Genomic DNA, 26,211 nt, shown 5'->3' with positions numbered 1-26,211 from the left:
GGTGAGGACGGCCGCGACCAGAGCACCGGTAGCGGCAGCGGTTTATCCGCCTGGCGCCACTGTTGACCGGCGGCGGCAATCCCGCAGGCCATCTGCACCAGGCTGTCAAAACCGCGGCGGTTGCGCCACGGGCCGCTCCATCCCCAGGCATTCAGCGAGACATCGACCAGTCCTGCCTGAGCTGCGCCCGCGTCTCGCTATCTAATCCCAGGGCGTCCAGCGCATCGGCACGGTAACCGTGTACGAGAACGTCAGCCTGACAGAGCAAATCTATTAAACGTTGCTTATCGTTGGCCGTTTTTATATTCAGCCGTGCGCAGCGCTTGCCGGGCGTGATTTCTTCTTCGAGCGTCGGCTCATGCCAGTCTGGCGGATCGAGCCGCGGCATCTGCGCACCGGGGCCGGCGAGCAGACGAGTGGCTACCGGTCCGGCAATAATCCGCGTCAGATCGAGCACCCGAATGCCGGGCAGCGGCCTGCTGCGAGGCAGACGCCTGTCGACGGGATAGAGGCGGAGAATCGGTGACGGCAAAGCAGGAACGCAGCGCCCCCGGCTGGGTAAATTCGATTTCCGGGGCCGGAAGGGAACTAAAGGCTTGCCATAGAAGGGAATATATCGTGGTCAGCGAAAAAGGCTCCGACATACTTTTCTCCTGGCACGGGTGAAGAGCGCCAGTCATGATCTAATAAGTGCGATGCATACGATATTTTATACATATAAATAAGATTTATGTGTTAGTTTTCTGTATTTCTAATAATGATTATTACTCAGGAGTTATTTGGTCGGTTATGAGGGACAATGATTTTTTCAGCTGGCGGCGGGAAATGCTGCAACAATTTCAGTCAATCACCGCGGGAGGGGATGTTTATAATCTCCTGCAACAACAAACAGAAGGGCTGGAATATGACTATTTTGCGCTTTGCGTACGCCATCCCGTGCCGTTTACCCGGCCGAGGATTACGCTGCAATCGACCTATCCGCAAGCATGGATGACACACTACCAGGCTGAGAATTATTTTGCTATCGATCCGGTATTGCGCCCTGAAAACTTTCTTCGTGGCCATCTGCCGTGGGATGACGGGCTCTTTCGCGATACGCCGGAATTGTGGGATAGCGCGCGCGATCACGGGTTGAACAAGGGGGTTACCCAGTGTCTGATCTTGCCTAATCATGCTCAGGGTTTTTTGTCCGTTTCCGGCCAAAACCATAGCGCAGGGCCTTTTCATGAAGACGAGCAGGAGATGCGCTTAAGAACGCTGATTGAGTTGAGTCTGTTGACATTATTGCGTCTGGAAGATGCGATGGTCATGCCGCCGGAAATGAAGTTTAGTCGTCGCGAACTGGAAATATTGAAATGGACGGCAGAGGGAAAAACATCGGCTGAAGTGGCGATTATTCTCTCCATCTCAGAAAATACGGTTAATTTCCATCAAAAAAATATGCAACGCAAATTCAATGCGCCAAATAAAACGCAAATCGCCTGTTACGCGGTGGCGACCGGTTTAATTTGAGCGGGCAGGACGTTCTGCGTGTCAGACGTAGGGACCGGCTGTGCTGAATTCACAGCCGGTTGACTGTTACTGGCGGTAAGCCTGTTTAATTTGCTTAACGGTGCTGGAGAATACGGCAGCCTGAGCCTCATCTTCCATCTGCGTGATCTGTTTTTCCATTTTAATAATCACCCGACCCGCATCCGCCTGGCCCATTGCCTGGAGCATCAGCGTCAGCAGCGTTTTCAGGCAGGTCACTTCCTGCGCCAGTTCTTGATTATTTTCTGCAGTGGAAAAATCTGGAGTGCTCATCGATATCCTCGTTTGCTATCGGCGCTTTTGCGCAATACTAAATGTTAAGGCGACGCAGTATACCACAAGCGACGAGAAAAAAAGGAGCGCGTGATTTATGTTCTCTCATCAGAGGTGCTGGCGGATTAATTGTCTGAATAATACGTACTCTGCACTCGCGTCGCCGGTTAATTTTGCGCTGCTGTTTTTCATAGTTAATTATTGTTACATCTTTAGTTTCGTATTTAGCCATGTGCTATCGCCGCGCCAAGCGGATGTTTTTGTAGGGCAAATGTTAAAAATGAAGCGTAATACAACTTACTGTTATCTATAAGTTTCCAGTTGCTGTGCAGACAGATTGACATATCCGGGAAAGAAACTTTCCGTAGGGCATTTTTTTGGCTTTTAAAGTGACGATAAAACCCGGTAATATGTATGAGATAAGCTATCCGTAGCGTTGTCCCTAATTCTGGAGATTATTCCTTTGATCAACGTCCTTCTTGTTGATGACCACGAGCTAGTGCGCGCAGGGATACGACGCATTCTGGAAGATATAAAAGGGATTAAAGTTGTCGGTGAGTCCTGCTGCGGCGAGGATGCCGTGAAATGGTGTCGCGCCAATTCCGTTGATGTTGTTCTGATGGACATGAACATGCCGGGGATTGGCGGTCTGGAAGCCACGCGCAAGATTGCGCGTTCCATTGTCGACACCAAAGTGATTATGCTCACCGTGCATACTGAAAACCCGCTGCCGGCAAAAGTGATGCAGGCTGGCGCCGCAGGCTATCTGAGTAAAGGTGCTGCGCCGCAGGAAGTGGTGAATGCCATTCGCTGCGTGGCGTCCGGCCAACGCTATATTGCTTCCGATATCGCCCAGCAAATGGCGCTTAGTCAGATTGAACCGGAAAAGACCGAATCGCCTTTTGCCAGTTTGTCTGAACGCGAATTGCAGATTATGCTGATGATCACCAGGGGTCAGAAGGTGAATGAGATCTCAGAGCAGTTAAACCTGAGCCCCAAAACCGTGAACAGCTATCGCTACCGGATGTTCAGTAAATTAAACATCCACGGTGACGTCGAGTTGACCCACCTGGCCATTCGTCATGGTCTGTGCAATGCGGAGTCGTTAGCAAGTCAGTGAGTGATGTTTTTGACGCAAAAGCTTTCCTGAAAACGGTAACCAGCCAGCCGGGTGTCTATCGCATGTATGATGCTGGCGGTACCGTCATCTACGTTGGCAAAGCAAAAGATCTGAAAAAAAGGCTGAGCAGCTATTTTCGGAGCAACCTGGCTTCGCGTAAAACCGAAGCGCTGGTGGCACTGATTGCGCAAATCGATGTGACCGTAACCCATACGGAAACGGAAGCGCTGCTGCTGGAGCACAACTACATCAAGCTGTATCAGCCGCGTTATAACGTGCTGCTGCGCGATGACAAATCCTATCCCTTTATTTTCCTTAGCGGCGATACCCACCCGCGTCTGGCCATGCACCGCGGTGCGAAACACGCCAGGGGCGAGTATTTCGGTCCTTTCCCGAATGGTTATGCGGTTCGCGAGACGCTTGCGCTGCTGCAAAAAATTTTCCCTGTGCGCCAGTGCGAGAATAGCGTGTACCGTAACCGGTCGCGTCCGTGCCTGCAGTATCAGATTGGTCGCTGCCTGGGGCCCTGTGTGTCAGGGCTGGTGAGCGAAGAGGAGTACGCGCAGCAGGTGGAATATGTGCGGCTGTTCCTCGCGGGCAAAGATGATCAGGTGCTGACGCAGCTTATTGCCCGGATGGAGAAAGCCAGCCAGGCGCTGGAGTTTGAAGAGGCCGCGCGCATTCGCGATCAGATTCAGGCCGTACGCCGGGTGACCGAGAAACAGTTCGTCTCGAATACCGGCGATGACCTCGACGTTATCGGCGTCGCCTTTGATGCAGGCATGGCCTGCGTCCACGTGCTGTTTATCCGTCAGGGGAAAGTCCTCGGCAGCCGCAGCTATTTCCCGAAAGTGCCCGGCGGTACGGAACTCGGCGAAGTGGTGGAAACGTTTGTCGGCCAGTTCTACCTGCAGGGCAGCCAGATGCGTACCCTGCCGGGAGAGATTCTGCTCGATTTTAATCTTGGCGATAAAACCTTGCTGGCGGATTCGCTCTCCGAACTGGCGGGGCGTCGGGTGAACGTCCAGACGAAACCGCGCGGCGACCGCGCTCGCTATCTGAAGCTGGCGCGAACCAATGCGGCAACGGCGCTGACGACCCGGCTTTCCCAGCAGTCGACTATCCAGCAACGTCTACAGGCCCTGGCTAGCGTACTTAAACTGCCGACCGTTAAACGCATGGAATGCTTTGATATCAGCCATACGATGGGTGAACAAACGGTGGCTTCCTGTGTGGTGTTCGACAGTAACGGGCCGCTGCGCGCCGAGTATCGACGCTATAATATTACCGGCATTACGCCGGGCGATGATTATGCGGCGATGAATCAGGTTCTGCGCCGCCGCTACGGTAAGGCGATAGAAGAGAACAAGATTCCTGACGTTATCCTGATAGACGGCGGTAAAGGCCAGCTTGGACAGGCGAAAAGCGTTTTTGCCGGGCTGGATGTGCCATGGGATAAACAGCATCCTCTCTTATTGGGGGTGGCAAAAGGTAGCGATCGTAAAGCCGGGCTGGAAACGTTATTCTTCGAACCAGAAGGCGAGGGGTTTAACCTGCCGCCTGATTCGCCTGCGCTGCACGTTATTCAACATATTCGCGATGAATCCCACGATCATGCCATTGCCGGGCATCGTAAAAAACGGGCAAAAGTGAAAAGCACCAGTTCACTGGAGACTATCGAAGGGGTAGGGCCGAAACGCCGCCAGATGCTGCTGAAGTATATGGGCGGACTGCAAGGGTTACAGCAGGCCAGCGTCGAGGAGATAGCCAAAGTACCGGGGATATCTCACGGTCTGGCAGAAAAGATCTTCTACTCGTTGAAACATTAGGGGCTCTGTAGCAACATAGGGCTAATTTTTACTTCTAACAGATAGTTACCTGTCACTATGCAATTTAATATCCCTACATTGCTTACTCTGTTTCGCGTCATCCTGATACCGTTCTTTGTGCTGGCGTTTTATCTGCCTTTCGTCTGGGCGCCTTTTGCCTGCGCCCTGATCTTTTTTATCGCTGCCGTTACCGACTGGTTTGATGGTTATCTGGCCCGCCGCTGGAATCAGAGCACGCGTTTCGGCGCCTTCCTTGACCCGGTTGCCGATAAAGTGATGGTGGCGATTGCGATGGTGCTGGTGGTTGAGCACTATCACACCTGGTGGGTAACCCTGCCGGCGGCGACCATGATCGCTCGTGAAATTATTATTTCTGCGCTGCGTGAGTGGATGGCCGAACTGGGTAAACGCAGCAGCGTGGCGGTATCCTGGATCGGGAAAGTCAAAACGACCGCGCAGATGACGGCGCTGGTGTGGATGTTGTGGCGGCCAAACGCGTGGGTCGAGTGGGCCGGAATCGCCCTGTTCCTCGTGGCGGCGGTGCTGACGCTGTGGTCTATGCTGCAGTATTTGAACGCCGCGCGCGGAGATTTGCTTGAACAGTGATCGTTTCGCCGCAAATTTCAGCAAACGACACAGGGATTTAAAAAATATCGTTGACTCATTTCGCCAGGTAAGTAGAATGCATCGCATCGAACGGCAGCACAGCTTGCCAGACGATAACAAAATCAAGTGATTAGCAAATTTGCTTGGTGATGCGGGAATAGCTCAGTTGGTAGAGCACGACCTTGCCAAGGTCGGGGTCGCGAGTTCGAGTCTCGTTTCCCGCTCCAGATTAAAAACATCGGCAGCTGCGGGTGTTTAAGCATTAAGGCGCGTTAGCAAAGCGGTTATGTAGCGGATTGCAAATCCGTCTAGTCCGGTTCGACTCCGGAACGCGCCTCCAATTTACATCCCGAGCCCGGATGGTGGAATCGGTAGACACAAGGGATTTAAAATCCCTCGGCCATAGGCTGTACGAGTTCAAGTCTCGTTCCGGGTACCATTGGGATAAAAGCAGAATAATCAAAGCAATAAGCAGTGTCGTGAAACCACCTACGGGTGGTTTTTTCATTTCTGAAACCTCCCCCTGCCTCATATTTGTCGCGTCGAACGGTCCACCGACTGGCGCAACGAGCGCCATTATTTGCTCATCACGGGCTGTCTCCCGCTGACGTCATAGCGGGACAATTTTACACCGGGCGAAAATCCCGGTGAGCCATCCGCTTAAGCTGATATCATCAACGCCTCTGTTCCTCGAAAAAGGTATTCATATGCTGCATTCTGGCCTGCCGGAGAAGCGCAGAATCTTCATCGGCGATATCCACGGTCAGTACCGCAAGCTCTGCGCATTGCTGGAACACCTTGATACTCTGTACCAACGGGATGATCGTATACTGATCTTTGTCGGCGATCTGATTGATAATCAGCCTGGGGCGCAGATCAACCACCTGGCGGTGCTGGAGCGGGTGAGGGCGGAAGTGGCGTCGGGGCATGCGATATGTCTGATGGGCAATCATGAATTTAACGCCGTTGGCTGGGCAATGCGCCATCCGCTTAGCGCTCAGCCGCTGCGGCCGCATTCGCAGAATAATCGCCGTCAGCATCAGGCGTTTCTGGCCGATGTCGTCGAAGACACGCCTTCGCATAATTTCTGGATCGACTGGTTTAAAACGCTGCCGCTGTTTGTTGATTATGGCGATATTCGGGCGGTACATGCCTGTTGGGAAGAGCAGACCATGACCCGCCTGCGGCCGTGGCTGGATGAACAGAATCGATTGAAACCCGAAAGCTGGGTCGATGCTTTTAATAAACAGCATCCGCTGTTCCGGATGATCGAGACCGTGCTTAAAGGACCGGAGCTGTCATTACCTGCGGGTTTTAGTTTCGTCGATAAGACGGGCGTTGAGCGCCGCCATATTCGTGTACGCTGGTGGCGGGATGATGCAAAAACCTATCGTCAGATAGCCCAGGTTCAGCCGGAAATGGTTAGCCGGATTCCGGATATACCCCTTTCACGGACCCTTCTCGACAGAACAGATGTTCCGGTGGTGATCGGTCACTACACCTTATCCGGCGAACCTCACACCTTGAGCGATCGTGTTGTCTGCGTCGATTACAACGCGGCAAAAGCCGATAACCCGCTTTGCGCCTGGATTCAGGAACCGGGCCGGCTACCCGCGGTGGCAGGGTCGTTTGTCCGCGAGCCCGCCTTCCGCCGCTGTGCTGGCTAGCAGCGGTATTCAGCGTTCCCTCCCATTTTTCTCAGGCGCGGCACGGTCAAACTGCGGTAAAATAGCGCTCCGGTTCGCCGGAATACTATCCTTTGGGAACGGAATGCCGTTATGGCAATAAAAACAATTTAAATGAGGGATCTTATGGCTACATTGCTTGAAAGCTACGGTGATTGCTTGCGCAAATACGCCACCTTTCGCGGGCGTTCGGCGCGCAAGGAGTATGTGGTTTTTACCGTCGCCAACTTTGTGCTTTCGGCCGTACTGGGATTGATTCCGATCGTGGGTGGCCTGTTTAGTCTGATAATCATTATCCCCGGTATCGCGGTTGCGGTGCGTCGTCTGCACGATTTGAACAAATCAGGCTGGTGGCTGCTGTCACCGTATGCTCTTCTGCTGGTTGGCTTGATCGGTATTATCGCCACCGTTGAAAGCGGCGAGGCGGCTGTCTGGGTATGGATAGCGGCGGCGGGAGGCATAGCGGCGCTGGCGCTGTCTGTCTGGCTACTGTTTGCCCGCGGCACCGACGGAGCGAATCGCTATGGCGACATCCAGCAAGAGAGCGAATACAGCTCGCTCGCTGCCCGGCAGAGCGCGCCGCTCTCTTCCGCCGATGATGTCCGGGAACGCCTCGCGCAGGCGAAAAAAATGTTTGCTGACGGAACCATCACCGAGAGCGAATACGAAACGATGCGCGCCAGCATCATTAAAGACATTTAACGCTTGCTGAATACGCTGCCGGGTAGTTTTCTCCCGGCATTTCCGCTACTGTATGCGCCATTTTTCTACCACGACGAGCCCGTTTATGAAAACCGGACCCCTGAACGAAAGCGAACTTGAATGGCTGGACGATATCCTGTCGAAATATGCCGCCGAGGGCGCCATCCTTGATGTCTCAGAGCTTGACGGCCTGCTGACGGCCATCCTCTCCGGTCCGAAAGAGATTGAACCGGCTCAATGGCTGCTGGCCATCTGGGGCGGAGCGGACAATGTGCCGCGCTGGGCGAATGACCGCGAGCGTGACCACTTCGTTAACCTGACTCTGCAGCACATGAGCGATGTTGCTGAGCGTCTGGACGAATATCCCGATCAGTTTGAACCGCTGTTTGGAACCCGCGAAGAGGAAGGTCAGGAGCTGACGATTGTTGAGGAGTGGTGCTTCGGCTACATGCGCGGCGTCACTCTCGGGAACTGGCCTGCACTGCCGGAAGAGCCGCAGACGGCGCTGGACAGCATTGCTTTACACGGCACGGAAGCGCAGTTCACGGCGGTTGAGGCGCTCTCTGTCGATGAGTTTATCGCCAGCGTGGACCGTATCCGCCCGGCAGCGCTCTCGTTGTACCAATACTGGACCGAACATGCTGAGCCGGACGTCGTGCCGCAACCGATCCGCAATGAAGTCAAGGTCGGGCGTAACGATCCCTGTCCCTGTGGCAGCGGTAAAAAATATAAGCAGTGTTGCTTAGCGAAATAACAAAGGGGCCTGATGGCCCCTTTGTTTATCCTACCGCCGGCAACAGACCCGCGACGATGCAAAACTGAATAGCGACAATCGCGATACCGCACAGCAGAACCAGCCACAGCGCCGGTGTTCCCCCTGCGAGCCGCCAGGGAGCGTCAGGGTGCTGTTTTCGACTCCGCATCGCCAGCAGCGAGGGCAGGATGAGCGCCAGCACCGCCAGCGCGACGCCGGCATAGCCCAGCGCCATCACGAAACCGCGCGGATAAAACAGGGCAAACGCCAGCGGCGGGAGGAAAGTGATTGCTCCGCTTTGCAGACGACCGACGGGGCTGTTTTTGCGCTGAAACAGGTCTGCCAGATAATCAAACAGCCCAAGCGCTACGCCGAGGAACGAGGTGGCCAGCGCGAGGTCGGCGAAGAGATGCACCGCCAGTTCAACGTGCGGCGACGCCACGACTTCGCGCAGCGCGTCCAGCAGTCCGTTCAGCCCGGCATTTTGCGCCAGCAGCGCGGTGAAGGCGGGTGAGTCAATACTGCCGAGCGTCGCCAGCTGCCAGAAAATATAGGCCACCAGCGGGATAAAGCTGCCGATGATAAAGACCCGACGCAGCTTGCGAATATCGCCGTTGAGATAGCTGACGATGCTCGGCACGCTGCCGTGAAAACCGAAAGAGGTAAAAATCACCGGGATTGCCGACAGCGCCAGACCTTGCTGGAGCGGGAGCGTCAGCAGGTTGATCCGGTGAATATGCGGCAACAACAGTGCCAGCATAATGGCGAGAAAAATGATCTTGGCGCTAAACAGGAAACGGTTAAACAGATCGACCAGCGATGTGCCGAGGCAGACTACCGCGCCGCCGACGGCGGTAAACAGCAGCACGCCGCCCGCAGGAGGCAGCGACCAGTCCAGCCACTGGTTAAGGCTGGAGGCCAGCAATTCGCCCGCGCCGCTGATGTAGGCAGCGGTCAGCGCATACATCAGAAATAACATGCAGATACCGGTCAGCCATTGCCCGTAACGCCCGAGATAACGTGCCGCCAGCGAACCGAGTCCCATATCGGCAGGGACGTGCTGATAGACCTCCAGCAGTAATAATGCGGTGTAGCACATCATCGCCCACAGCGCGATCAGTAAGCAGAAGGTGACGCCGAAACCCACGCCCGCAGAAGCCAGCGGCATTGCCAACATCCCTGCGCCGATTGTGGTTCCGGCCACGATTAAAATACTACCCAGAGTGCGGTTCTTCACGTTTCTCTCTATCCATGAAGGAATTAACAATCAAATGTGTCGCGCAGAGTATGTGAAATTATCATTCTCGTCAAATGAGGGTTACAGTGGTTGTAACTGAATGTTTACACTCGCGCGGGCCGCCTGAAGACTGCGCTGGCGCAAAGCTTCCTGCCAGCCGTCGGGCTATTCTGGGCGTTTTACAGGAGGAGTTATGCAATCGATTCATGGTCATGAAGTGCTGCAGATGATGCTCGCCTCGGGCGAACCTTACTCGACGGCCAGCCTTGAGGCGGCAATCGTCGCGCGCTTCGGCGCAGATGCCCGTTTTCACACCTGCTCGGCAGAAAATTTAAGCGCGGCGGAGCTGGTGGCGTTTCTACAGAAAAAGGGGAAGTTTGTTGCCGTAGAGGCGGGGTTTAATACGCGTGAGAGTAAAATTTGTCGGCATTAATTTAGCGGCGAAGCCGAAACTTCGCCGCCGGGAGAATTAATTCTGCGAGTCGAGCGTCGCCAGCTCTTTATCAATAAAGTACAGGCCTTCGCCGCTTTTACCGACGAGGGTCAGTTTATCAATGACAGATTTAAATAATTTCTCTTCTTCGTGCTGTTCAGCCACATACCACTGCAGGAAATTAAACGTCGGATAATCCTGATTCGTCATGGCGGCGTGGGCCAGCTCATTAATTTTCCGGGTAATCAGTTGTTCGTGTTCGTAGGTGACGCGGAACAGCTCATCCAGCGATGCATACTCGGCAAACGGCGAGGCGATGGCGTTGATGCAAGGCAGGCTGCCGGTATCGGTCAAATAATCAAACAGGCGCTGCATATGGGTCATCTCTTCCTGCGCATGACGGCGGAGGAATGCGGCGGCGCCTTCAAAGCTGTGGTAGCTGCACCATGCGCTCATTTGCTGATAAAGCAGAGAAGAATAAAGCTCAAGATTCATCTGCTCATTTAGTTTATCGATCATTTCTGTTTTCAGCATCGCGTGTGCTCCGAAAATAAAGACGTAACATAAGGGTGCCGCCACTATAATTTGTTATTAATTTATTTGCAAAAAGTAAATTAAAAAACTTATTTATTAAAAATGAAAATGGGAATAAAACGCATTGGCAATTTAATAAGTAATGAGAATGGTTCCGGTTTAATATTTTAGCCAGGGCATATTATCAAAATAAAAACCGAAATAAGGTATCTGGTGCAGGCAGAAAAATGGACTGCCTGAGCGGAGCTTTGTCGGTGCCCGCTGAGGCGGGCGCGGGAAGGGCGGGGTCCACGGGCAAAAATGTGAAGCGTAACGTAATTTATAAAACATCTTTTCATAAAATTTGAAAGTGTGTTTATTAAGTAGTAAAGTCCATCACAACGCTAACGAACGATCGCGGGAGTGTCCGCACAGCATTCAGGAGAGTAAAGCATGAAAATTGCACTGATGATGGAAAACAGCCAGGCCAGCAAAAACGCTATCATCCTCAATCAGTTAAACGCCGTTGCCGATGAAAAAGGCTTCCCGGTTTACAACGTCGGGATGAGTGATGAGCACGACCATCATCTGACCTATATTCATCTGGGCATTATGGCCAGCATTCTGTTGAATTCGAAAGCGGTTGATTTCGTGGTGACCGGCTGCGGCACAGGCCAGGGAGCGCTGATGTCGCTGAACATCCACCCAGGCGTAGTGTGTGGCTACTGTATTGATCCGGCAGATGCTTTCCTGTTCGCGCAAATTAATAACGGTAACGCGCTGTCTCTGCCTTTTGCCAAAGGTTTTGGCTGGGGCGCCGAGTTGAACGTGCGCTTTATTTTTGAAAAAGCCTTCACCGGTCGCAATGGCGAAGGTTATCCACCGGAGCGTAAAGAGCCGCAGGTGCGTAACGCCGGTATCCTGAATGCGGTGAAAGCCGCCGTGGTGAAAGATAACTATCTGGATACGCTGCGTGCTATCGACGCGGAACTGGTTAAAACGGCGGTCTCCGGTCCGCGTTTCCAGCAGTGCTTCTTCGAGAACGGCCAGGATAAAGAGATCGAGGCTTTTGTCCGCCAGATAGTCGGCTAAGTCCCTGGTTTTGTCCCGATAAGGCCAGCTTCCGCTGGCCTTTTTGCTTATTTCTTCCTCGCAGAGACGCTGCTGCCGGCCTCCTGGCTCAGCCGCAGACTATCCACCATTCCCACCAGACAAATTAAGGCAATAAAGACGAAGGAGAGCCGAAAGCTGATCCCCGGCAATGCGGTGAGGCTTAACCACTCGCTGGCTTTTTCACCCAGGCGAATGCCGATCGCGCCAAGGGTGATCCCCATGCCCACGGCCAGCTGCGACGCGGTACTGAACAGCGTATTGGCGTAGCTCATCTGCGCCGGTGGGACGTCGGCAAAAGCAAGCGTGCTCACGCCGGTAAACTGAATCGAGCGGAACACGCCGCCGAGAAACAGGATCAGGCAGATGAGCCAGACCGGAGTCTGCGGCGTGAAAAAAGCGCAGGCGAGCAGGGAGATGACGTTTAGCGTCCCGTTTATCAGCAGCAGGCGGCGGAAGCCGAGCCAACGGATGAGTGGCGTGGTCATGGGTTTAATGGTGAGGTTGCCGACAAACACCGCCAGCACCAGCAGCCCGGAATGGAAAGGGTCCATACCAAAGCCGACCTGAAACAGCAGCGGCAGCAGAAACGGAACGGCGCTAATGGACGCGCGGAAAAGCGATCCTCCGTACATCGTCACCCGAAAGGTCGGTACCCGTAGCGCATCCAGACGCACCATTGGCCAGTCCGCCCGGCGAAAATGGCGAAGTGCGAACAGCATACATCCTGTCCCAAGCCCCAGCAGGGCCAGGGTTGCCCAGCCTTGCGCCCGGGTATCGCTAAGCAGCTCCATGGCGCTCACCAGGCTCACCATGGCAATCGATGTCGCCAGGAAGCCGGGGAGGTCAAAGGGGCGCCGCTCCTCTTCCCGGATATCGGGAATGATACGCAGCGACAGCGCGATCGCTATCAATCCCAAAGGAACATTAATAAAGAATATCCAGTGCCAGCTGGCGTAGCGGGTAATAAAGCCACCCAGCGGCGGGCCGATGATCGGCGCAACCAGCGCCGGCCATGTCAGCGTCGCAATGGCCTGGATGAGTCGATCTTTCGGTGTGGTGCGCAGGACCGCCAGACGGCCGACGGGAATCATCAACGCGCCACCGATCCCCTGCAGAATACGCATGGCGACAAAAGTGTTCACGTTGGTGGAAAAGCCGCAAAAAACGGAGGCAAGCGTAAAAATGGCCAACGCCAGCGTGAAGATCTTACGTGCGCCAAAACGATCGGCAATCCAGCCGCTGGCCGGGATCAACACCGCCAGCGTAATCAGGTAGGCGCTGATGCCGATATTGAGGTCAACCGCCGCCATGCCAAAATCCGTTGCCATGTCCGGCAGGGCGGTCGCGATCACCGTCCCGTCAAGAAATTCCATGAAAAATGCCCCGGCGACCAGCAGGGCGGGAGCGGAGAAGGCGCGGCCTTCCCGTGAAGAGATATCTGTACTCATGGTGTCAGCCATCGCCAGGTGAGATGCCGATCGCGGGAAAAACGCGCGGGCGTTTCACTCTGCGATTTTTCTCAATTTTGTTTAATTCATAAATTATTTTTGTGAAAAAATTGTGAGATAAAGCATGTTTCTATTGATTTATGTGATGCAAGTCATATTATAAGCCCATAAATGGTAACACCTGCATAACAAAACCGGAGTCGCTTCATGAAGCTGCGCAAAATTCTGAAGAGCATGTTCGAGCAGTACTGCAAAACATTCAAAGATGTACCGCCGGCCGGTATGTTCTGATAAAAAAACCTGCTGCGGCAGGTTTTTTTATCTCGCGGGATTTAGGTTACTATGACGCTCCTCGAAAAAGGAGTAATAAATGTCTCAACATCTCACCGAACAAGACGAACTGGTTTCTGACGTTGTCGCCTGCCAGTTGGTTATCAAACAGATTCTCGACGTCATTGATGTCATCGCCCCTGTTGAAGTGCGCGAAAAAATGACCACGCAACTGAAAGCCATCGATTTTGCCAGCCATCCGGCTTCGGCCGATCCGGTGACGCTGCGTGCGGTCCAAAAAGCGATTGCGCTGATTGAGCTTAAGTTTACGCCGCAGGGTGAAGCTCACTAAGTTGTTTCGCCCCGCTGTCATTGGCGATGGCGGGGCGAAAACCCGATGTTAATGCGAGATAGCGGTCCTTGCTGGCGCTGGCTGCTCATCTTTAAATCGCTTACTGTTGCCCCAGCACTCCTCATAACGGTGGCCGACTAAATCCTCCACAATACTGCGCACATCGGCCGGGATATCGCCAACCTTACCACCTGCTTTAATCCGCGCCACTTCCTGTAATACCACCTGGTGCGCTTGACGATCCAGCTTCATCTGCTTACTGAAGACAATGGCCGCCAGCGCCAGCAGGATCACGCCGCTACAGAACACCACCGCAATGGCGGTGACTGCGCTTTCTGGTTGCGTATGCGCTTTCGACTGGAACCCGTAGAAGCTGAGAATGGCTCCCATCGTGAAGACAATAATCGAACGCAGGATCTTGCCGGAGAAGGTCATGGCGCCCGCATAGATCCCTTCGCGACGGCGACCGGTATAGATCTCATCAACATCGGCGAGGAAGGTGTAAACGGTCCATGGAATGTAGTACACGCCACCGGTCCCGAGACCAAACAGGACCGTGATCCCGAACATTAGAATGGTAGCCAGATGGGCAGGCAGGTGGAAAAACCACAGCGAGGTGTACAGCAACACGGAGAAAATCACGATGCTCAGCGCCAGGATATAGGGCTTGCTGAACCCCTTTTTCACGCACAGACCGATAAACAATGCCGTAGAGAGCAGTTGCAGAATCGAGTTCAGGCTGTTCAGCCCGGCAACCATCGCCGGATCGTGCTGCAGGACAAAGATAACGAAGTAGGTAAAGACTGAGGCAAACAACCATTCGGCGCCGAAACCGCAGAGATACATGCCCAGATGCTTGCGAAACACGCGCAGAGAGAAGGTTGAACGCATATCCTTCGCCAGCATCAGCAGGGTCGTGAGCAGGCCTTTTTTCTCGCTCACCCGAGCCTCTTCTTCATGCGGGCGCTCCCAGCTGCAATACCACAGACAGGAGATAGCGATAATCAGGATAAACCCGTAGGTCAGCCCGGTCAGGAAGAATGGCGTGGCGGAGTCTTTGCCATATAAAAGGATAAACTGACCAGGGATAAACGCCGCCAGGAAGTTGGCCAGCTTGCCAAAAATGGCTTTATAGCCGGTTAGTTTAGAGCGTAATGAGAAGTCGTCGGTCATTTCGGTGGCTAAGGTTTCGTAAGGCACCATGACTGAGGTATAAATAATCTCAAAGACGACGTAGGTGCAGAGGTAATACCAGAATCCTGGGCCCTCAACCCACAGCAGCGGGTAAAACATCATCAGCGGAATGCCAATCAATAAAAAGAAACGTCGGCGTCCGAAGCGTTTACCGAGTCGCGTTTTCCCGAAGTTATCGGTCAGATAGCCCATTAACGGGTTGCTGATCGCATCGATGATGCTGGCGACAGAAAAAATGAATGACGCCTCAATCAGCGTCAGTCCGCAGAAGGTGGTGTAGAAATAAAGTAGCCAGGCGCCGCTGATCGCCAGCGCGCCGCTCCCGAGTAAATTCCCGCCGCCGTAAGCTAGCTGATGGCGTAACAAAATCGGTCTTCCCTGCAACCCTGGTGAGGTTGAAGCCGCGTATCTTGCCATTAATATAAACCCCATGTTTTAAATTTTTGAAACGATGTTTTTATATTATTAAATCCGATGATGAAAAGTGATCGCCATCACTAATCATCCGCTATGTGATTACACGGCGGAGTAATGCGATCGGCTTAAAAGTTTTTAATGCTTTTCAGGAATAAGAACGGTGCCTGAGCGCCGAATATGATGTTGCGGAAATGGCGAGCGCTGGAACGTAATCGGCGATGGGGGGGCGTAAAGCAGGAGATTGACAGGCGGGTGGCGTTTATCCGCGAAGCGGTACTACGAGCATACTGTGATTTGCATCGGTTCTATCGTAAACGTCGGGTGAGTGCGCCGGTCAGGGCGAGGGCGATCAGATGGTACTGAACATTCCCTCAGGCTTCATCCTCCCTGAGGGAACCGTGGATGTGGCGTTCACCGCTACGGTTTTAATCCTCGCAGTGCGCTACCAGACTGAGCAGATGGCGATCGGTTTGCAGCATACATAAACCGGCTTTATCCGCGTTACGGACCTCTTCAAGTACGCTTTGCAACAGCATGCCGTCTTGCTGCTGCTCTTTCGCGAGCAGCGCCAGGAAGCGACAGGTGGTGTCATCGCGTTGTGCTTTGGCCTCTTCGGTCAGCCCGGACAGCATGCTGCTGCGCTGTTCATAATCGGCCAGAGTCGCGGTAAACAGCTCTTCGAGGGAGTGACAGCTATGGCTGTAACTGCCTTCATTTTTGACGATCGGCCAGCTTCCGCCGGTCTTCATAAAATCGAATACGCGCATCATCTGCGTCACGTGGGATTGTGCCCGGGAGCGCAAAAAGATGGCGGTGCCGTTCAGACGCTGTTGTTCGCACCATTCGCTGAGATGCAGATATAAATTTGATGCACGAAACTCAAGGTTCATCTGATTATTGAGCTTTTGAGCCATTCCAGGAACGACCATAAAAAATATCCTTATTAAGCTGGAGTTATCATTCGCGCGTCGAGAATCTTCGCCGGTGACGATAAAATGCGAGATTTTTTACGCGTAACATTGTCGGCAAAATAATGAATTCGCAATTTCCCTATGTGTATCGGTAATTAATTAGTGACTACCGATATATACAGAATACCCCCAAGGGCAGGCTAAGAAAACTCTCAACTGGCCTTGTTTTACTTTTAGTTACAATATGCCTGAAAAGCACGTTTTTTAACTCTCCTTGTCGTTTTATATTTATTTACCTCATTGATTTTATTTGCTTTTATTAATTGCGGGTTTTTTATGCTATGGATGATATCTACGACATATTTATTAAATATGAATTTAATCCTCTGGTCATAATTCGGTCATATCACATCATGGTCAATGGTAATGACGCCATTTTTACCGGATGGGATAAACGGAGTTATGAAGTGTATTCTGTTATTAACGGTAATAAAATTTCCCTGAGCGATATTTCATCTGGTGAGAAGCCATATCGGTAAAGGAAACGGCTGAAGAAGGGGCGCTGCGCTTTTCGGCAAACCCGCTGAGAAGGGGGCGACGATAGCCACAAGGATAAGTCTGCTGATGATATGGATAAATTTGCTACATTCAGAGTTAATTGTCTGACAATTAGCGCTTTTTTTATGTCATTTTTCGCTAAATCTATGCACGCAATTACTGTAATTCCGCGATGTGATAATGCTCTCGTATGGAGAATTGATTTCCGGTTATTACTTAATGAACAACGGCAGTGCGGTGTGCGATTTTTCTAATGCCTTGTTTTAAGTCTGATAAAAAAATTAAGTCCGATACTTCCCTACAGAAATGCGAAATAAAGCTGGAGTTTACCATGCACAAATTTACTAAAGCGCTGGCGGCGATCGGTCTCGCTGCGGTTATGTCACAATCAGCTATGGCTGAAACACTTAAACTCGGATTTCTGGTGAAACAGCCTGAAGAACCCTGGTTTCAGACCGAGTGGAAATTTGCTGATAAGGCCGGCAAAGATTTGGGTTTTGAGGTGATTAAAATTGCGGTTCCGGATGGCGAGAAGACCCTTAACGCCATCGACAGCCTGGCGGCCAGCGGGGCCAAGGGCTTCGTTATTTGTACGCCTGACCCGAAACTCGGCGCGGCGATTGTCGCCAAAGCCCGCGGATACGATATGAAAGTTATCACCGTCGATGACCAGTTTGTTAATGCCAAAGGTAAACCGATGGAGAGCGTGCCGCTGGTGATGATGGCCGCCAGTGAAATTGGCGCTCGTCAGGGGCAGGAGCTGTATAAAGAGATGCAAAAACGCGGCTGGGATGTGAAGGATACCGGTGTGATGGCGATTACCGCCGATGAACTCGATACCGCCCGCCGTCGTACCACCGGTTCCATTGACGCGCTGAAAGCGGCCGGCTTCCCGGATAAACAGATCTACCGCGTTCCGACCAAATCCAACGATATCCCGGGCGCCTTCGACGCCGGTAACTCCATGCTGGTGCAGCATCCTCAGGTGAAACACTGGCTGATCGTGGGGATGAATGACAACACCGTGCTGGGCGGCGTGCGCGCAACCGAAGGCCAGGGTTTTAAAGCCGGGGATGTGATCGGCATTGGCATCAATGGTGTGGATGCGGTTAATGAACTCTCCAAAGCGCAGGCGACCGGTTTCTACGGCTCTTTGCTGCCTAGCCCGGACATCCACGGATATAAAACCAGTGAGATGCTCTACAACTGGGTCACGAAAGGCGTCGAACCGCCGAAATTCACTGCGGTGACCGATGTGGTGCTGATCACGCGCGACAACTTCAAAGAAGAGCTGGCGAAAAAAGGGCTGTAAGGCCTGGTTGACCCTGCCTCCCGCACTCTGCGGGAGGCTGAGCATAGAAGAGCGGAGTTGTTATGCAACAGTCTACCCCTTATCTCTCATTTCGCGGTATTACCATGACCTTTCCCGGCGTTAAGGCGCTGTCTGATATTAGCTTTGACTGCTACAGCGGACAGATCCACGCCCTGATGGGGGAAAATGGTGCCGGAAAATCGACGCTGCTGAAGATTCTCAGCGGCAACTATATCCCTAGCGCCGGCGATCTGCAGATAGACGGTCAGCCGCGCGTATTCACCAACACCACCGAAGCGCTTAACGCCGGAGTGGCGATAATTTATCAGGAGCTGCACCTGATTCCGGAGATGACCGTCGCAGAAAATATCTACCTCGGCCAAATCCCGCATAAGTACGGGTTAGTGAACCGCTCGCTGCTCAACTACGAAGCTCGCCTGCAGCTGGAGCATCTGGGGCTGGATATCGACCCGGAAACGCCGTTGAAATACCTCTCCATCGGCCAGTGGCAGATGGTAGAGATTGCCAAAGCGCTCACCCGTAACGCCAAGGTCATCGCGTTTGATGAACCGACCAGCTCTCTTTCGGCGCGCGAGATAGAGCATCTGTTTCGCGTCATCCGCGAACTGCGCGAGGAAGGGCGCGTGATTATTTATGTTTCGCACCGCATGGAGGAGATTTTTGCCCTCAGCGATGCGATCACCGTATTTAAAGATGGCCGCTACGTCCGTACCTTCGATGATATGCAGACCGTGAATCATGATGCGCTGGTGCAGGCGATGGTGGGGCGTGAGCTGGGCGATGTTTACGGCTGGAAACCGCGTGAGTATGGCAAAGAGCGTCTGCGTCTGGAGCAGGTCAAAGCACCCGGCGTGCGTAAGCCGGTCGATCTCTCGGTGCGCGGCGGGGAAATCGTCGGCCTGTTCGGGCTGGTCGGGGCCGGGCGCAGCGAGCTGATGAAAGGGTTGTTTGGCGGAACCCGGATCACCGGTGGTCAGGTGTATATCGACGGCCAGGCGATCGATATTCGTAAACCGGCGCAGGCTATCGAGGCCGGAATGATGCTGTGCCCGGAAGACCGCAAAGCGGAGGGCATAATTCCGGTGCACTCCGTACGCGACAATATCAATATCAGCGCGCGTCGCCGGCATATTCGCGCGGGCTGCATCATTAATAACGGCTGGGAAGCGCACAATGCCGATCGGCATATTAAGTCGCTCAATATCAAAACCCCAGGCCCGGAGCAGCTGATTATGAATCTCTCCGGCGGCAACCAGCAGAAAGCGATTCTGGGGCGCTGGCTGTCGGAAGAGATGAAAGTGATCCTGCTGGATGAGCCGACCCGCGGTATTGATGTGGGCGCTAAGCATGAAATTTATAACGTTATCTATGCCCTGGCGGCCTCCGGCGTCGCCGTCGTTTTCGCCTCTAGCGATTTACCCGAAGTGCTCGGTGTCGCCGATCGTATTGTGGTGATGCGCGAAGGCGAGGTGGCAGGCGAACTGCTGCATGACGATGCCAATGAACAGCAGGCGTTAAGCCTTGCGATGCCAAAAGTGAGCCAGGCGGTCGCCTGAGTAAGGAGTCAATGATGTCCTCTGTTACCACCCCTAATGCCCGCCAGACTTCGTTTAGCTTTGCCCGAATCTGGGATCAGTTTGGCATGCTGGTTGTTTTTGCCGTGTTGTTTATCGGCTGCGTGATTTTTGTGCCCAATTTTGCCTCGTTTATCAATATGAAAGGTCTGGGGCTGGCGATTTCAATGTCCGGTATGGTGGCCTGCGGTATGCTGTTTTGCCTGGCGTCCGGAGATTTTGACCTGTCGGTGGCATCGGTTATCGCCTGCGCAGGCGTAACGACGGCCGTGGTGATTAATATGACGGAAAGCATGTGGATAGGGATTGCCGCCGGTCTGCTGCTGGGGGCAATCAGCGGGCTGGTTAACGGCTTCGTGATTGCCCGTCTGAAAATTAACGCCCTGATAACCACGCTTGCCACAATGCAGATTGTGCGCGGCCTGGCTTATATCATCTCCGACGGCAAGGCGGTCGGTATTGAAGATGAGCGTTTCTTTACCTTAGGCTATGCCAACTGGTTTGGCCTGCCGGCCCCCATCTGGCTGACCGTCGCCTGCCTGATTATTTTTGGTTTGCTGCTCAACAAAACCACCTTTGGCCGCAATACGCTGGCTATCGGTGGCAATGAAGAGGCGGCCCGACTGGCGGGCGTGCCGGTGGTGCGGACCAAAATTATTATTTTCGTGATCTCAGGCCTGGTGTCTGCCGCCGCGGGGATCATTCTCGCCTCGCGCATGACCAGCGGCCAGCCGATGACCTCGATTGGCTATGAGCTGATCGTCATTTCAGCCTGTGTGCTGGGTGGCGTGTCGCTGAAAGGCGGGATCGGTAAGATCTCTTATGTGGTTGCCGGGATCCTGATCCTTGGCACCGTCGAGAATGCCATGAACCTGCTGAATATCTCGCCGTTCTCTCAGTACGTGGTGCGCGGCGTGATTCTGCTGGCGGCGGTTATCTTCGACCGTTACAAACAAAAAGCAAAACGGACGGCTTAACGCCCTCCCAACCTTTTAGTCTACTCCTCGATTATCGCCAGCGCCCGCTGTGCTGGCGATAGCTATCAAAAATGGCGATCACGGTCACACTGTCTATACTTACATGGCTAACAATCCGTTAACAACCAGCGTTGCGCTGGCCATGAAAGGAGGAAAACAGGGTGGCTGACAAGATATCTGTACCGCCTGTGCCAACCGAACATCATGCCTTTTTCTTTGACCTCGACGGCACGCTTGCCGATATCAAACCTCATCCCGATCAGGTTGTTATCCCCACACAAGCGCTTCAGGCGCTGCGGCAGCTTGCGCAGCAGCAGAGTGGGGCGGTGGCATTGATTTCAGGGCGCTCCATGGTTGAACTTGATGCGCTTACCCATCCATACCGGCTGCCGCTGGCCGGTGTTCACGGGGCAGAACGCCGCGATATCAATGGTAAAACGCACATCGTCACGCTTCCTGATGCGCTGCTCCGCGAACTGGATCAGCAGCTGCGGGCGGCGCTGGAGACGATGCCGGGGTGTGAACTTGAATACAAAGGGATGGCGTTTGCGCTGCATTATCGCCAGGCGCCGGCGTACCAGAGCGCGGCGCTGTCGCTGGCGCAGGGGATTGTCAAACGTTATCCGATCCTCGCATTGCAGTTGGGTAAGTGCGTGGTGGAGATTAAGCCGCGTGGGGTCAATAAAGGGGAAGCGATCGCGACGTTTATGCAGGAGGCGCCGTTTCAGGGGCGCAAACCGCTATTCGTTGGCGACGATTTGACGGACGAAGCCGGGTTTAGCGTTGTGAATCAGCTCGGCGGCATGTCGATAAAAGTTGGCAAGGGCGACACCCAGGCGCAATGGCGTCTGCCGGATGTCGCGGCCGTTCAGCATTGGTTAATCAGCATCGCAAATAATAAGCTACAACCAGATGCGCAAAATGACAGGAGAGAGGGTTATGGGGCGCTTAATCGTAATATCTAATCGTATTGCGCCGCCGAATGATAAAAAGGCCAGTGCGGGCGGCCTGGCCGTGGGCATTTTGGGCGCGCTGAAGGCTGCCGGTGGATTATGGTTTGGCTGGAGCGGAGAGATAGGGGATGACCAGAAGCCGCTAAACACGGTGACGCGAGGGAATATCACCTGGGCTTCGTTTACGCTCAATGAACGGGATCATGACGAGTACTACAACCAGTTTTCCAACGCCGTGCTGTGGCCCGCATTCCACTATCGCCTGGATCTGGTGGACTTCCAGCGCCCATCCTGGGACGGTTACCTGCGGGTCAATGCCAACCTGGCGAAAAAGCTGCTGCCGCTGATTGAGCCCGATGATATTTTGTGGATTCATGATTATCATCTGCTGCCTTTTGCCAGCGAACTGCGCAAACTTGGGGTCAATAACCGTATCGGCTTCTTTCTGCACATCCCGTTCCCGACGCCAGAGATTTTTAATGCGCTCCCCCCGCATGCCGAGCTGCTGGAACAGCTCTGCGACTACGATCTGCTTGGCTTCCAGACTGATAACGACAGGCTGGCGTTTCTTGATAGCATCTCGCTACAGACCCGGGTGGTGACGCGAGATGGCCGACATCATGAGGCATGGGGTAAACATTTCCGTACCGGGGTTTATCCGATAGGCATCGATCCTGACGAGATTGCGCGGAGTGCGAAGGGGCCGCTGCCGCCCAAACTGGCGCAGTTGAAAAGCGAGCTCAAGGGGGTAAAAAATATCTTCTCCGTTGAGCGGCTGGATTACTCTAAAGGTCTGCCGGAACGCTTTCTCGCCTATGAAGCCCTGCTGGAAAAATACCCGCAGCATCACGGTAAGATTCGCTATACGCAGATTGCGCCAACCTCCCGCGGTGAGGTGCAGGCCTATCAGGATATTCGCCATCAGTTGGAGACCGCCAGCGGCAGAATCAATGGCCAGTACGGGCAGTTGGGCTGGACGCCGCTGTACTATCTGAATCAACATTTTGAACGCAAACTGCTGATGAAGGTCTTCCGCTATTCCGATGTCGGACTGGTGACGCCTCTACGTGACGGGATGAATCTGGTGGCGAAAGAATTTGTTGCCGCCCAGGATCCGCAGGATCCCGGCGTGCTGGTTCTGTCGCAGTTTGCCGGCGCGGCAAATGAGTTGACCAGTGCGCTGATCGTCAATCCCTACGATCGCGACGAGGTGGCCGCGGCGCTGGATCGCGGCCTGACGATGCCGCTGGCGGAACGGATTGCGCGTCATGCGCAGATGCTGGCGGTCATCAAGGATAATGATATCCATCGCTGGCAGGAGCGGTTTATCGCCGATCTGAAGCAGGTGGAACCGCGTAGTGAGGAGAGCCAATTGCAACGCAAAGTCTCGACTTTCCCCAGACTGGCATAAGTGAGGTAAGCGCGATACAGGCTGACGCCCTGGCGTCAGCCTTTTTCCAGGGAGACCAGTAAAACGTCCACGCCGCTGCTGCCGACGATACTTTTCGCCGAGCAGGTGGCGCGCGAAAACAGGCTATGGTTGTGATTGCCGCATATCACCAGGTCCACGTGATGCTGTTGGCAAAAATCCTTGATGTGGTGGTTCAGTTCGCCGCTGGCAATCGTTACGTTATCAATAGGGTAATCGGCTTCTTTCGCCAGAGCGGAGAGAAAATCTCGCGTTTCTTCATGCATTAAGTCCCGCAGGTTTTCCAGCATTGGCGCCGCAAACTGGTTATATAGCTCCGGGTCGGTGGCCAGCGTAATCAGACTGACTTTGGCATCCAGCGGGCGTGCGATAGAGACCGCTTTATTGATAAGCACGCGGCTTTCCGGCGTTGGGGCGACGGCAACGAGCAGATGAGAATATGGCATCAGGCCTCCTTGAGATACGCGAATCGATACGCGAAATAACCCTTCCTCCTTTCTTTACTCCCATTTTTTATCTCCCGCAAGGTCTGTCCATCACACATCAGGCGCCCGGTTTTTAGGCGGGAGCAATCACGTTTTCGCCCGCCGGGGTTTAGTTTTGGTTATCTGTCTTTCGATAAAGGAAGTGCCGTTTTATAAACCGGTGATGCGTGTCCGTCGGCCTGATAAACGCAGCGCCATCAGGCATTTCCCCGGCGGCGCGGGCTTGCCGGGGCTACAAATCCCCAGGCAACAAAACCCGACATGGCCGGGTTTGATTCTTAGCAACGTCCGGTGGTGTCGCTGCCGGGTGTATTTTTTGTAGGCCTGATAAGCGCAGCGCCATCGGCATTTCCCCGGCGGCGCGGGCTTGCCGGGGCTACAAATCCCCAGGCAACAAAACCCGACATCGCCGGGTTTGATTCTTAGCAGCGCCAGGTGGTGTCGCTGCCGGGTGTATTTTTTGTAGGCCTGATAAGCGCAGCGCCATCAGGCATTTCCCCGGCGGCGCGGGGCTTGCCGGGGCTACAAATCCTGCGCCATCAGGCATTTCCCCGGCGGCGCGGGGCTTGCCGGGGCTACAACTCCTGCGCCATCGGCATTTCCCCGGCGGCGCGGGGCCTGCCGGGGCTACAAAATCACCGGCCTGACTTACATACGCTCGACGGTTTCAATCCCCAGCGTATCCAGACCTTGCTTCAGGGTTCTGGCCGTCAGCTGCGCCAGCTTCAGGCGGCTGTTGCGTACGGTTTCGCTCTCGGCGGTGATAATCGGGCAGTGCTCGTAGAAACCGGAGAACAGGCCGGCCAGATCGTAGAGATAGGCACACATGACGTGCGGCGTCCCTTCACGGGCCACAACGGTCAGCGTCTCTTCGAACTGCAGCAGGCGCGCGGCCAACTGCGCTTCGCGCTCTTCGCTAATGATAACCGGCGCCGCAGCCAGCGCCTGCGCATCAACTTCCGCTTTACGGAACACGGACAGCACGCGGGTATAGGCATACTGCATATACGGCGCGGTGTTGCCTTCGAACGCCAGCATATTATCCCAGTCAAACACGTAGTCGGTGGTCCGGTTTTTGGACAGATCGGCGTACTTCACTGCGCCAATACCGACCGCATTGGCCAGTTGTTCCAGCTCATCGGCAGGCATCTCCGGATTCTTCTCGGCCACCAGGCGGCGCGCGCGCTCCAGCGCTTCGTCCAGAAGATCGGCAAGCTTCACGGTACCGCCGGCGCGAGTTTTGAACGGCTTACCATCTTTGCCCAGCATCATGCCAAACATGTGATGTTCCAGCGGTACCGATTCCGGCACGTAGCCCGCTTTACGCACGATAGTCCACGCCTGCATCAGATGCTGGTGCTGACGGGAGTCGATATAGTAGAGCACGCGGTCGGCGTGCAGCGTTTCATAACGATACTTCGCACAGGCGATATCGGTCGTGGTGTAGAGGTAGCCGCCATCCTTTTTCTGGATGATGACGCCCATCGGTTCGCCTTCCTTGTTTTTGTACTCATCAAGGAATACCACGGTCGCGCCTTCGCTCTCGGTCGCCAGACCTTTCGCTTTCAGATCGGCAACAATACCTGGCAGCATCGGGTTGTAGAGACTTTCCCCCATCACGTCATCGCGAGTCAGGGTGACGTTCAGACGATCGTAGGTAATCTGGTTTTGGGTCATGGTGATATCAACCAGCTTGCGCCACATCTCCAGGAAGTACGCGTCGCCACCCTGGAGTTTTACCACGTAGTTACGGGCACGTTCGGCAAAGACTTCATCTTCGTCATAATGCTTTTTCGCATCGCGGTAGAAGCCTTCGAGATTGGACAGCGCCATCTCGCCGGCGTTTTCCTGCTGCTGTTTTTCCAGCCAGGCGATTAGCATACCGAACTGGGTACCCCAGTCGCCAACGTGGTTCGCGCGGATCACCTTATGACCGAGAAACTCCAGCGTACGGACGGCGGCGTCACCGATGATGGTGGAACGCAGATGGCCGACGTGCATCTCTTTGGCGACGTTTGGCGCGGAGTAGTCAACGACGATAGTTTGCGCCTGCGGCTGAGCGACGCCCAGGCGCTCTGATGCCAGCGCGCTGTTCACATTTTCCGCTAAAAAGGCCGGATCGAGGAAAATATTGATAAAGCCGGGCCCGGCGATTTCAACCTTGTTGGCAATCCCGTTAAGGTCGAGATGAGACAGTACCTGCTCTGCGAGTTGTCGCGGCGCCATACCCAGTTTTTTCGCTACTGCCATCACGCCGTTGGCCTGATAGTCGCCGAACTGGATTTTTGCTGACTGGCGGACCTGAGGTTCGCAATCGGCAGGCGCACCTGCCGCGATCAGGGCCTGGCTGACTTTTTCTGAGAGAAGAGCCTGAATATTCACCGGAATACCTTACGTTTAAGGCGCTATAACCCCTGCGGGGCGGCGCCGGAATGTGGACAAATTAGGGCAGGAGTATACTGCATTTGCGCCCATGCGTCAGCACCGCGCGCGTTGCCGGGCGGCACGCTTAATG

24 protein-coding genes, 3 tRNA genes and 1 pseudogene are annotated in these 26,211 nt (G+C 54.1%); 19 read left to right on the top strand and 9 right to left on the bottom strand.

Annotated elements, in window-relative coordinates; genetic code table 11:
- Positions 1-23: 23 nt before the first annotated feature.
- A pseudogene (locus FNY10_RS12425) lies at positions 24-490 on the bottom strand (CoA transferase); the annotation flags it as partial.
- Between the two features lie 299 nt (positions 491-789).
- Here FNY10_RS12425 and sdiA point away from each other — a divergent pair.
- The gene (sdiA, locus tag FNY10_RS12420) at positions 790-1,512 is read left to right on the top strand and encodes a transcriptional regulator SdiA (protein WP_100682263.1); all 723 of its coding nucleotides are present in this window, start codon (positions 790-792) and stop codon (positions 1,510-1,512) included.
- A gap of 66 nt (positions 1,513-1,578) precedes the next feature.
- On the opposite strand, the gene FNY10_RS12415 is transcribed toward sdiA, so the two are convergent.
- Positions 1,579-1,803, bottom strand: a complete 225-nt coding sequence (locus FNY10_RS12415; RefSeq protein WP_004864152.1) for a DUF2594 family protein — start codon at positions 1,801-1,803, stop codon at positions 1,579-1,581.
- 463 nt (positions 1,804-2,266) lie between these two features.
- On the opposite strand from FNY10_RS12415, the gene uvrY reads away from it, so the two are divergent.
- From uvrY to FNY10_RS12370, 9 genes are all read left to right on the top strand, one after another.
- Positions 2,267-2,923, top strand: a complete 657-nt coding sequence (gene uvrY / locus FNY10_RS12410) for a UvrY/SirA/GacA family response regulator transcription factor (RefSeq protein ID WP_032686893.1) — start codon at positions 2,267-2,269, stop codon at positions 2,921-2,923.
- On the top strand, positions 2,920-4,752 hold the full coding sequence (uvrC, locus tag FNY10_RS12405; protein WP_131050567.1) for an excinuclease ABC subunit UvrC: 1,833 nt from the start codon (positions 2,920-2,922) through the stop codon (positions 4,750-4,752). Before uvrY ends, uvrC begins: the two co-directional genes overlap by 4 nt.
- Before the next feature lie 57 nt (positions 4,753-4,809).
- The gene (gene pgsA, locus FNY10_RS12400) at positions 4,810-5,358 is read left to right on the top strand and encodes a CDP-diacylglycerol--glycerol-3-phosphate 3-phosphatidyltransferase (protein WP_100682265.1); all 549 of its coding nucleotides are present in this window, start codon (positions 4,810-4,812) and stop codon (positions 5,356-5,358) included.
- A gap of 151 nt (positions 5,359-5,509) precedes the next feature.
- A tRNA-Gly gene (locus FNY10_RS12395) sits at positions 5,510-5,585 on the top strand.
- Positions 5,586-5,624: 39 nt separating this feature from the next.
- Positions 5,625-5,698: transfer RNA gene (locus FNY10_RS12390), tRNA-Cys, on the top strand.
- A 13-nt stretch (positions 5,699-5,711) separates the two neighbouring features.
- A tRNA-Leu gene (locus FNY10_RS12385) sits at positions 5,712-5,797 on the top strand.
- Between the two features lie 208 nt (positions 5,798-6,005).
- Complete coding sequence (locus tag FNY10_RS12380; protein ID WP_285237205.1) at positions 6,006-7,025, top strand: metallophosphoesterase; 1,020 nt, start codon at positions 6,006-6,008, stop codon at positions 7,023-7,025.
- A gap of 144 nt (positions 7,026-7,169) precedes the next feature.
- Complete coding sequence (locus tag FNY10_RS12375) at positions 7,170-7,745, top strand: DUF805 domain-containing protein (protein WP_131050339.1); 576 nt, start codon at positions 7,170-7,172, stop codon at positions 7,743-7,745.
- Between the two features lie 85 nt (positions 7,746-7,830).
- Entirely contained in the window at positions 7,831-8,499 is a 669-nt protein-coding gene (locus FNY10_RS12370) for a YecA family protein (RefSeq protein WP_141964324.1), read from the top strand.
- Between the two features lie 25 nt (positions 8,500-8,524).
- Here the strand turns inward: FNY10_RS12370 and tyrP are convergent, their stop codons facing one another.
- Positions 8,525-9,736: a tyrosine transporter TyrP gene (tyrP, locus tag FNY10_RS12365; RefSeq protein ID WP_131050337.1), complete on the bottom strand. Its 1,212-nt coding sequence runs from the start codon at positions 9,734-9,736 to the stop codon at positions 8,525-8,527.
- Between the two features lie 193 nt (positions 9,737-9,929).
- On the opposite strand from tyrP, the gene FNY10_RS12360 reads away from it, so the two are divergent.
- The gene (locus FNY10_RS12360) at positions 9,930-10,169 is read left to right on the top strand and encodes a YecH family metal-binding protein (protein WP_100682275.1); all 240 of its coding nucleotides are present in this window, start codon (positions 9,930-9,932) and stop codon (positions 10,167-10,169) included.
- Between the two features lie 36 nt (positions 10,170-10,205).
- Here FNY10_RS12360 and ftnA read toward each other — a convergent pair whose 3' ends face one another.
- Complete coding sequence (gene ftnA, locus FNY10_RS12355; RefSeq protein ID WP_100682276.1) at positions 10,206-10,703, bottom strand: non-heme ferritin; 498 nt, start codon at positions 10,701-10,703, stop codon at positions 10,206-10,208.
- 432 nt (positions 10,704-11,135) lie between these two features.
- Between ftnA and FNY10_RS12350 the strand changes: the two genes are divergently transcribed.
- The gene (locus tag FNY10_RS12350) at positions 11,136-11,774 is read left to right on the top strand and encodes an RpiB/LacA/LacB family sugar-phosphate isomerase (RefSeq protein ID WP_100682277.1); all 639 of its coding nucleotides are present in this window, start codon (positions 11,136-11,138) and stop codon (positions 11,772-11,774) included.
- A 47-nt stretch (positions 11,775-11,821) separates the two neighbouring features.
- Here the strand turns inward: FNY10_RS12350 and FNY10_RS12345 are convergent, their stop codons facing one another.
- Positions 11,822-13,243, bottom strand: coding sequence for an MFS transporter (locus tag FNY10_RS12345; RefSeq protein ID WP_141964326.1), 1,422 nt, complete (start codon positions 13,241-13,243; stop codon positions 11,822-11,824).
- Between the two features lie 207 nt (positions 13,244-13,450).
- Between FNY10_RS12345 and azuC the strand changes: the two genes are divergently transcribed.
- Positions 13,451-13,534 carry a stress response protein AzuC gene (gene azuC, locus FNY10_RS12340; RefSeq protein WP_015583995.1) on the top strand — a complete coding sequence of 28 codons (84 nt, stop codon included), beginning with the start codon at positions 13,451-13,453 and terminating at the stop codon, positions 13,532-13,534.
- A gap of 79 nt (positions 13,535-13,613) precedes the next feature.
- Entirely contained in the window at positions 13,614-13,865 is a 252-nt protein-coding gene (locus FNY10_RS12335) for a DUF2766 family protein (RefSeq protein ID WP_004864113.1), read from the top strand.
- Between the two features lie 48 nt (positions 13,866-13,913).
- Here the strand turns inward: FNY10_RS12335 and FNY10_RS12330 are convergent, their stop codons facing one another.
- Together FNY10_RS12330 and FNY10_RS12325 are read right to left on the bottom strand one after the other, a co-directional pair.
- Positions 13,914-15,425, bottom strand: a complete 1,512-nt coding sequence (locus tag FNY10_RS12330) for an MFS transporter (protein ID WP_160703282.1) — start codon at positions 15,423-15,425, stop codon at positions 13,914-13,916.
- 476 nt (positions 15,426-15,901) lie between these two features.
- The gene (locus FNY10_RS12325; protein ID WP_100682279.1) at positions 15,902-16,405 is read right to left on the bottom strand and encodes a non-heme ferritin-like protein; all 504 of its coding nucleotides are present in this window, start codon (positions 16,403-16,405) and stop codon (positions 15,902-15,904) included.
- An 871-nt stretch (positions 16,406-17,276) separates the two neighbouring features.
- Between FNY10_RS12325 and FNY10_RS12320 the strand changes: the two genes are divergently transcribed.
- From FNY10_RS12320 to otsA, 5 genes are all read left to right on the top strand, one after another.
- A complete protein-coding gene (locus FNY10_RS12320) occupies positions 17,277-18,257 on the top strand; it encodes an arabinose ABC transporter substrate-binding protein (RefSeq protein ID WP_100682280.1) in 981 nt (326 codons plus the stop codon).
- 62 nt (positions 18,258-18,319) lie between these two features.
- Positions 18,320-19,834 carry an L-arabinose ABC transporter ATP-binding protein AraG gene (araG, locus tag FNY10_RS12315; protein WP_100682281.1) on the top strand — a complete coding sequence of 505 codons (1,515 nt, stop codon included), beginning with the start codon at positions 18,320-18,322 and terminating at the stop codon, positions 19,832-19,834.
- Between the two features lie 14 nt (positions 19,835-19,848).
- On the top strand, positions 19,849-20,829 hold the full coding sequence (gene araH, locus FNY10_RS12310; protein ID WP_142255864.1) for an L-arabinose ABC transporter permease AraH: 981 nt from the start codon (positions 19,849-19,851) through the stop codon (positions 20,827-20,829).
- A gap of 161 nt (positions 20,830-20,990) precedes the next feature.
- Positions 20,991-21,794 (top strand): trehalose-phosphatase, encoded by an 804-nt coding sequence (gene otsB, locus FNY10_RS12305; RefSeq protein ID WP_141964328.1) that lies wholly within the window; start codon positions 20,991-20,993, stop codon positions 21,792-21,794.
- Positions 21,769-23,193, top strand: coding sequence for an alpha,alpha-trehalose-phosphate synthase (gene otsA, locus FNY10_RS12300; RefSeq protein WP_131050333.1), 1,425 nt, complete (start codon positions 21,769-21,771; stop codon positions 23,191-23,193). Before otsB ends, otsA begins: the two co-directional genes overlap by 26 nt.
- A gap of 35 nt (positions 23,194-23,228) precedes the next feature.
- Here otsA and uspC read toward each other — a convergent pair whose 3' ends face one another.
- Together uspC and argS are read right to left on the bottom strand one after the other, a co-directional pair.
- Entirely contained in the window at positions 23,229-23,657 is a 429-nt protein-coding gene (gene uspC / locus FNY10_RS12295; protein WP_100682285.1) for a universal stress protein UspC, read from the bottom strand.
- 687 nt (positions 23,658-24,344) lie between these two features.
- Entirely contained in the window at positions 24,345-26,078 is a 1,734-nt protein-coding gene (gene argS / locus FNY10_RS12290) for an arginine--tRNA ligase (RefSeq protein WP_160702614.1), read from the bottom strand.
- Positions 26,079-26,211: the final 133 nt, after the last annotated feature.

It is taken from the genome of Klebsiella sp. Lac1 (genome assembly GCF_009825425.1).
GTDB classification, from domain to species: domain Bacteria; phylum Pseudomonadota; class Gammaproteobacteria; order Enterobacterales; family Enterobacteriaceae; genus Klebsiella; species Klebsiella electrica.
The sequence above is the reverse complement of the archived record's forward strand: the minus strand, read 5'-3'. Positions and strand labels throughout refer to the sequence as shown.

Bases quoted from the DNA above. Each gene is read 5' to 3' on its own strand.
- FNY10_RS12320 (WP_100682280.1), top strand. From the start codon at position 17,277: ATGCACAAATTTACTAAAGCGCTGGCGGCGATCGGTCTCGCTGCGGTT.
- FNY10_RS12345 (WP_141964326.1), bottom strand. From the start codon at position 13,243: ATGAGTACAGATATCTCTTCACGGGAAGGCCGCGCCTTCTCCGCTCCC.
- uspC (WP_100682285.1), bottom strand. From the start codon at position 23,657: ATGCCATATTCTCATCTGCTCGTTGCCGTCGCCCCAACGCCGGAAAGC.
- FNY10_RS12360 (WP_100682275.1), top strand. From the start codon at position 9,930: ATGCAATCGATTCATGGTCATGAAGTGCTGCAGATGATGCTCGCCTCG.
- FNY10_RS12415 (WP_004864152.1), bottom strand. From the start codon at position 1,803: ATGAGCACTCCAGATTTTTCCACTGCAGAAAATAATCAAGAACTGGCG.
- pgsA (WP_100682265.1), top strand. From the start codon at position 4,810: ATGCAATTTAATATCCCTACATTGCTTACTCTGTTTCGCGTCATCCTG.
- FNY10_RS12370 (WP_141964324.1), top strand. From the start codon at position 7,831: ATGAAAACCGGACCCCTGAACGAAAGCGAACTTGAATGGCTGGACGAT.
- FNY10_RS12335 (WP_004864113.1), top strand. From the start codon at position 13,614: ATGTCTCAACATCTCACCGAACAAGACGAACTGGTTTCTGACGTTGTC.
- araG (WP_100682281.1), top strand. From the start codon at position 18,320: ATGCAACAGTCTACCCCTTATCTCTCATTTCGCGGTATTACCATGACC.
- FNY10_RS12325 (WP_100682279.1), bottom strand. From the start codon at position 16,405: ATGGTCGTTCCTGGAATGGCTCAAAAGCTCAATAATCAGATGAACCTT.
- ftnA (WP_100682276.1), bottom strand. From the start codon at position 10,703: ATGCTGAAAACAGAAATGATCGATAAACTAAATGAGCAGATGAATCTT.
- otsA (WP_131050333.1), top strand. From the start codon at position 21,769: ATGGGGCGCTTAATCGTAATATCTAATCGTATTGCGCCGCCGAATGAT.
- FNY10_RS12375 (WP_131050339.1), top strand. From the start codon at position 7,170: ATGGCTACATTGCTTGAAAGCTACGGTGATTGCTTGCGCAAATACGCC.
- FNY10_RS12350 (WP_100682277.1), top strand. From the start codon at position 11,136: ATGAAAATTGCACTGATGATGGAAAACAGCCAGGCCAGCAAAAACGCT.
- azuC (WP_015583995.1), top strand. From the start codon at position 13,451: ATGAAGCTGCGCAAAATTCTGAAGAGCATGTTCGAGCAGTACTGCAAA.
- araH (WP_142255864.1), top strand. From the start codon at position 19,849: ATGTCCTCTGTTACCACCCCTAATGCCCGCCAGACTTCGTTTAGCTTT.
- sdiA (WP_100682263.1), top strand. From the start codon at position 790: ATGAGGGACAATGATTTTTTCAGCTGGCGGCGGGAAATGCTGCAACAA.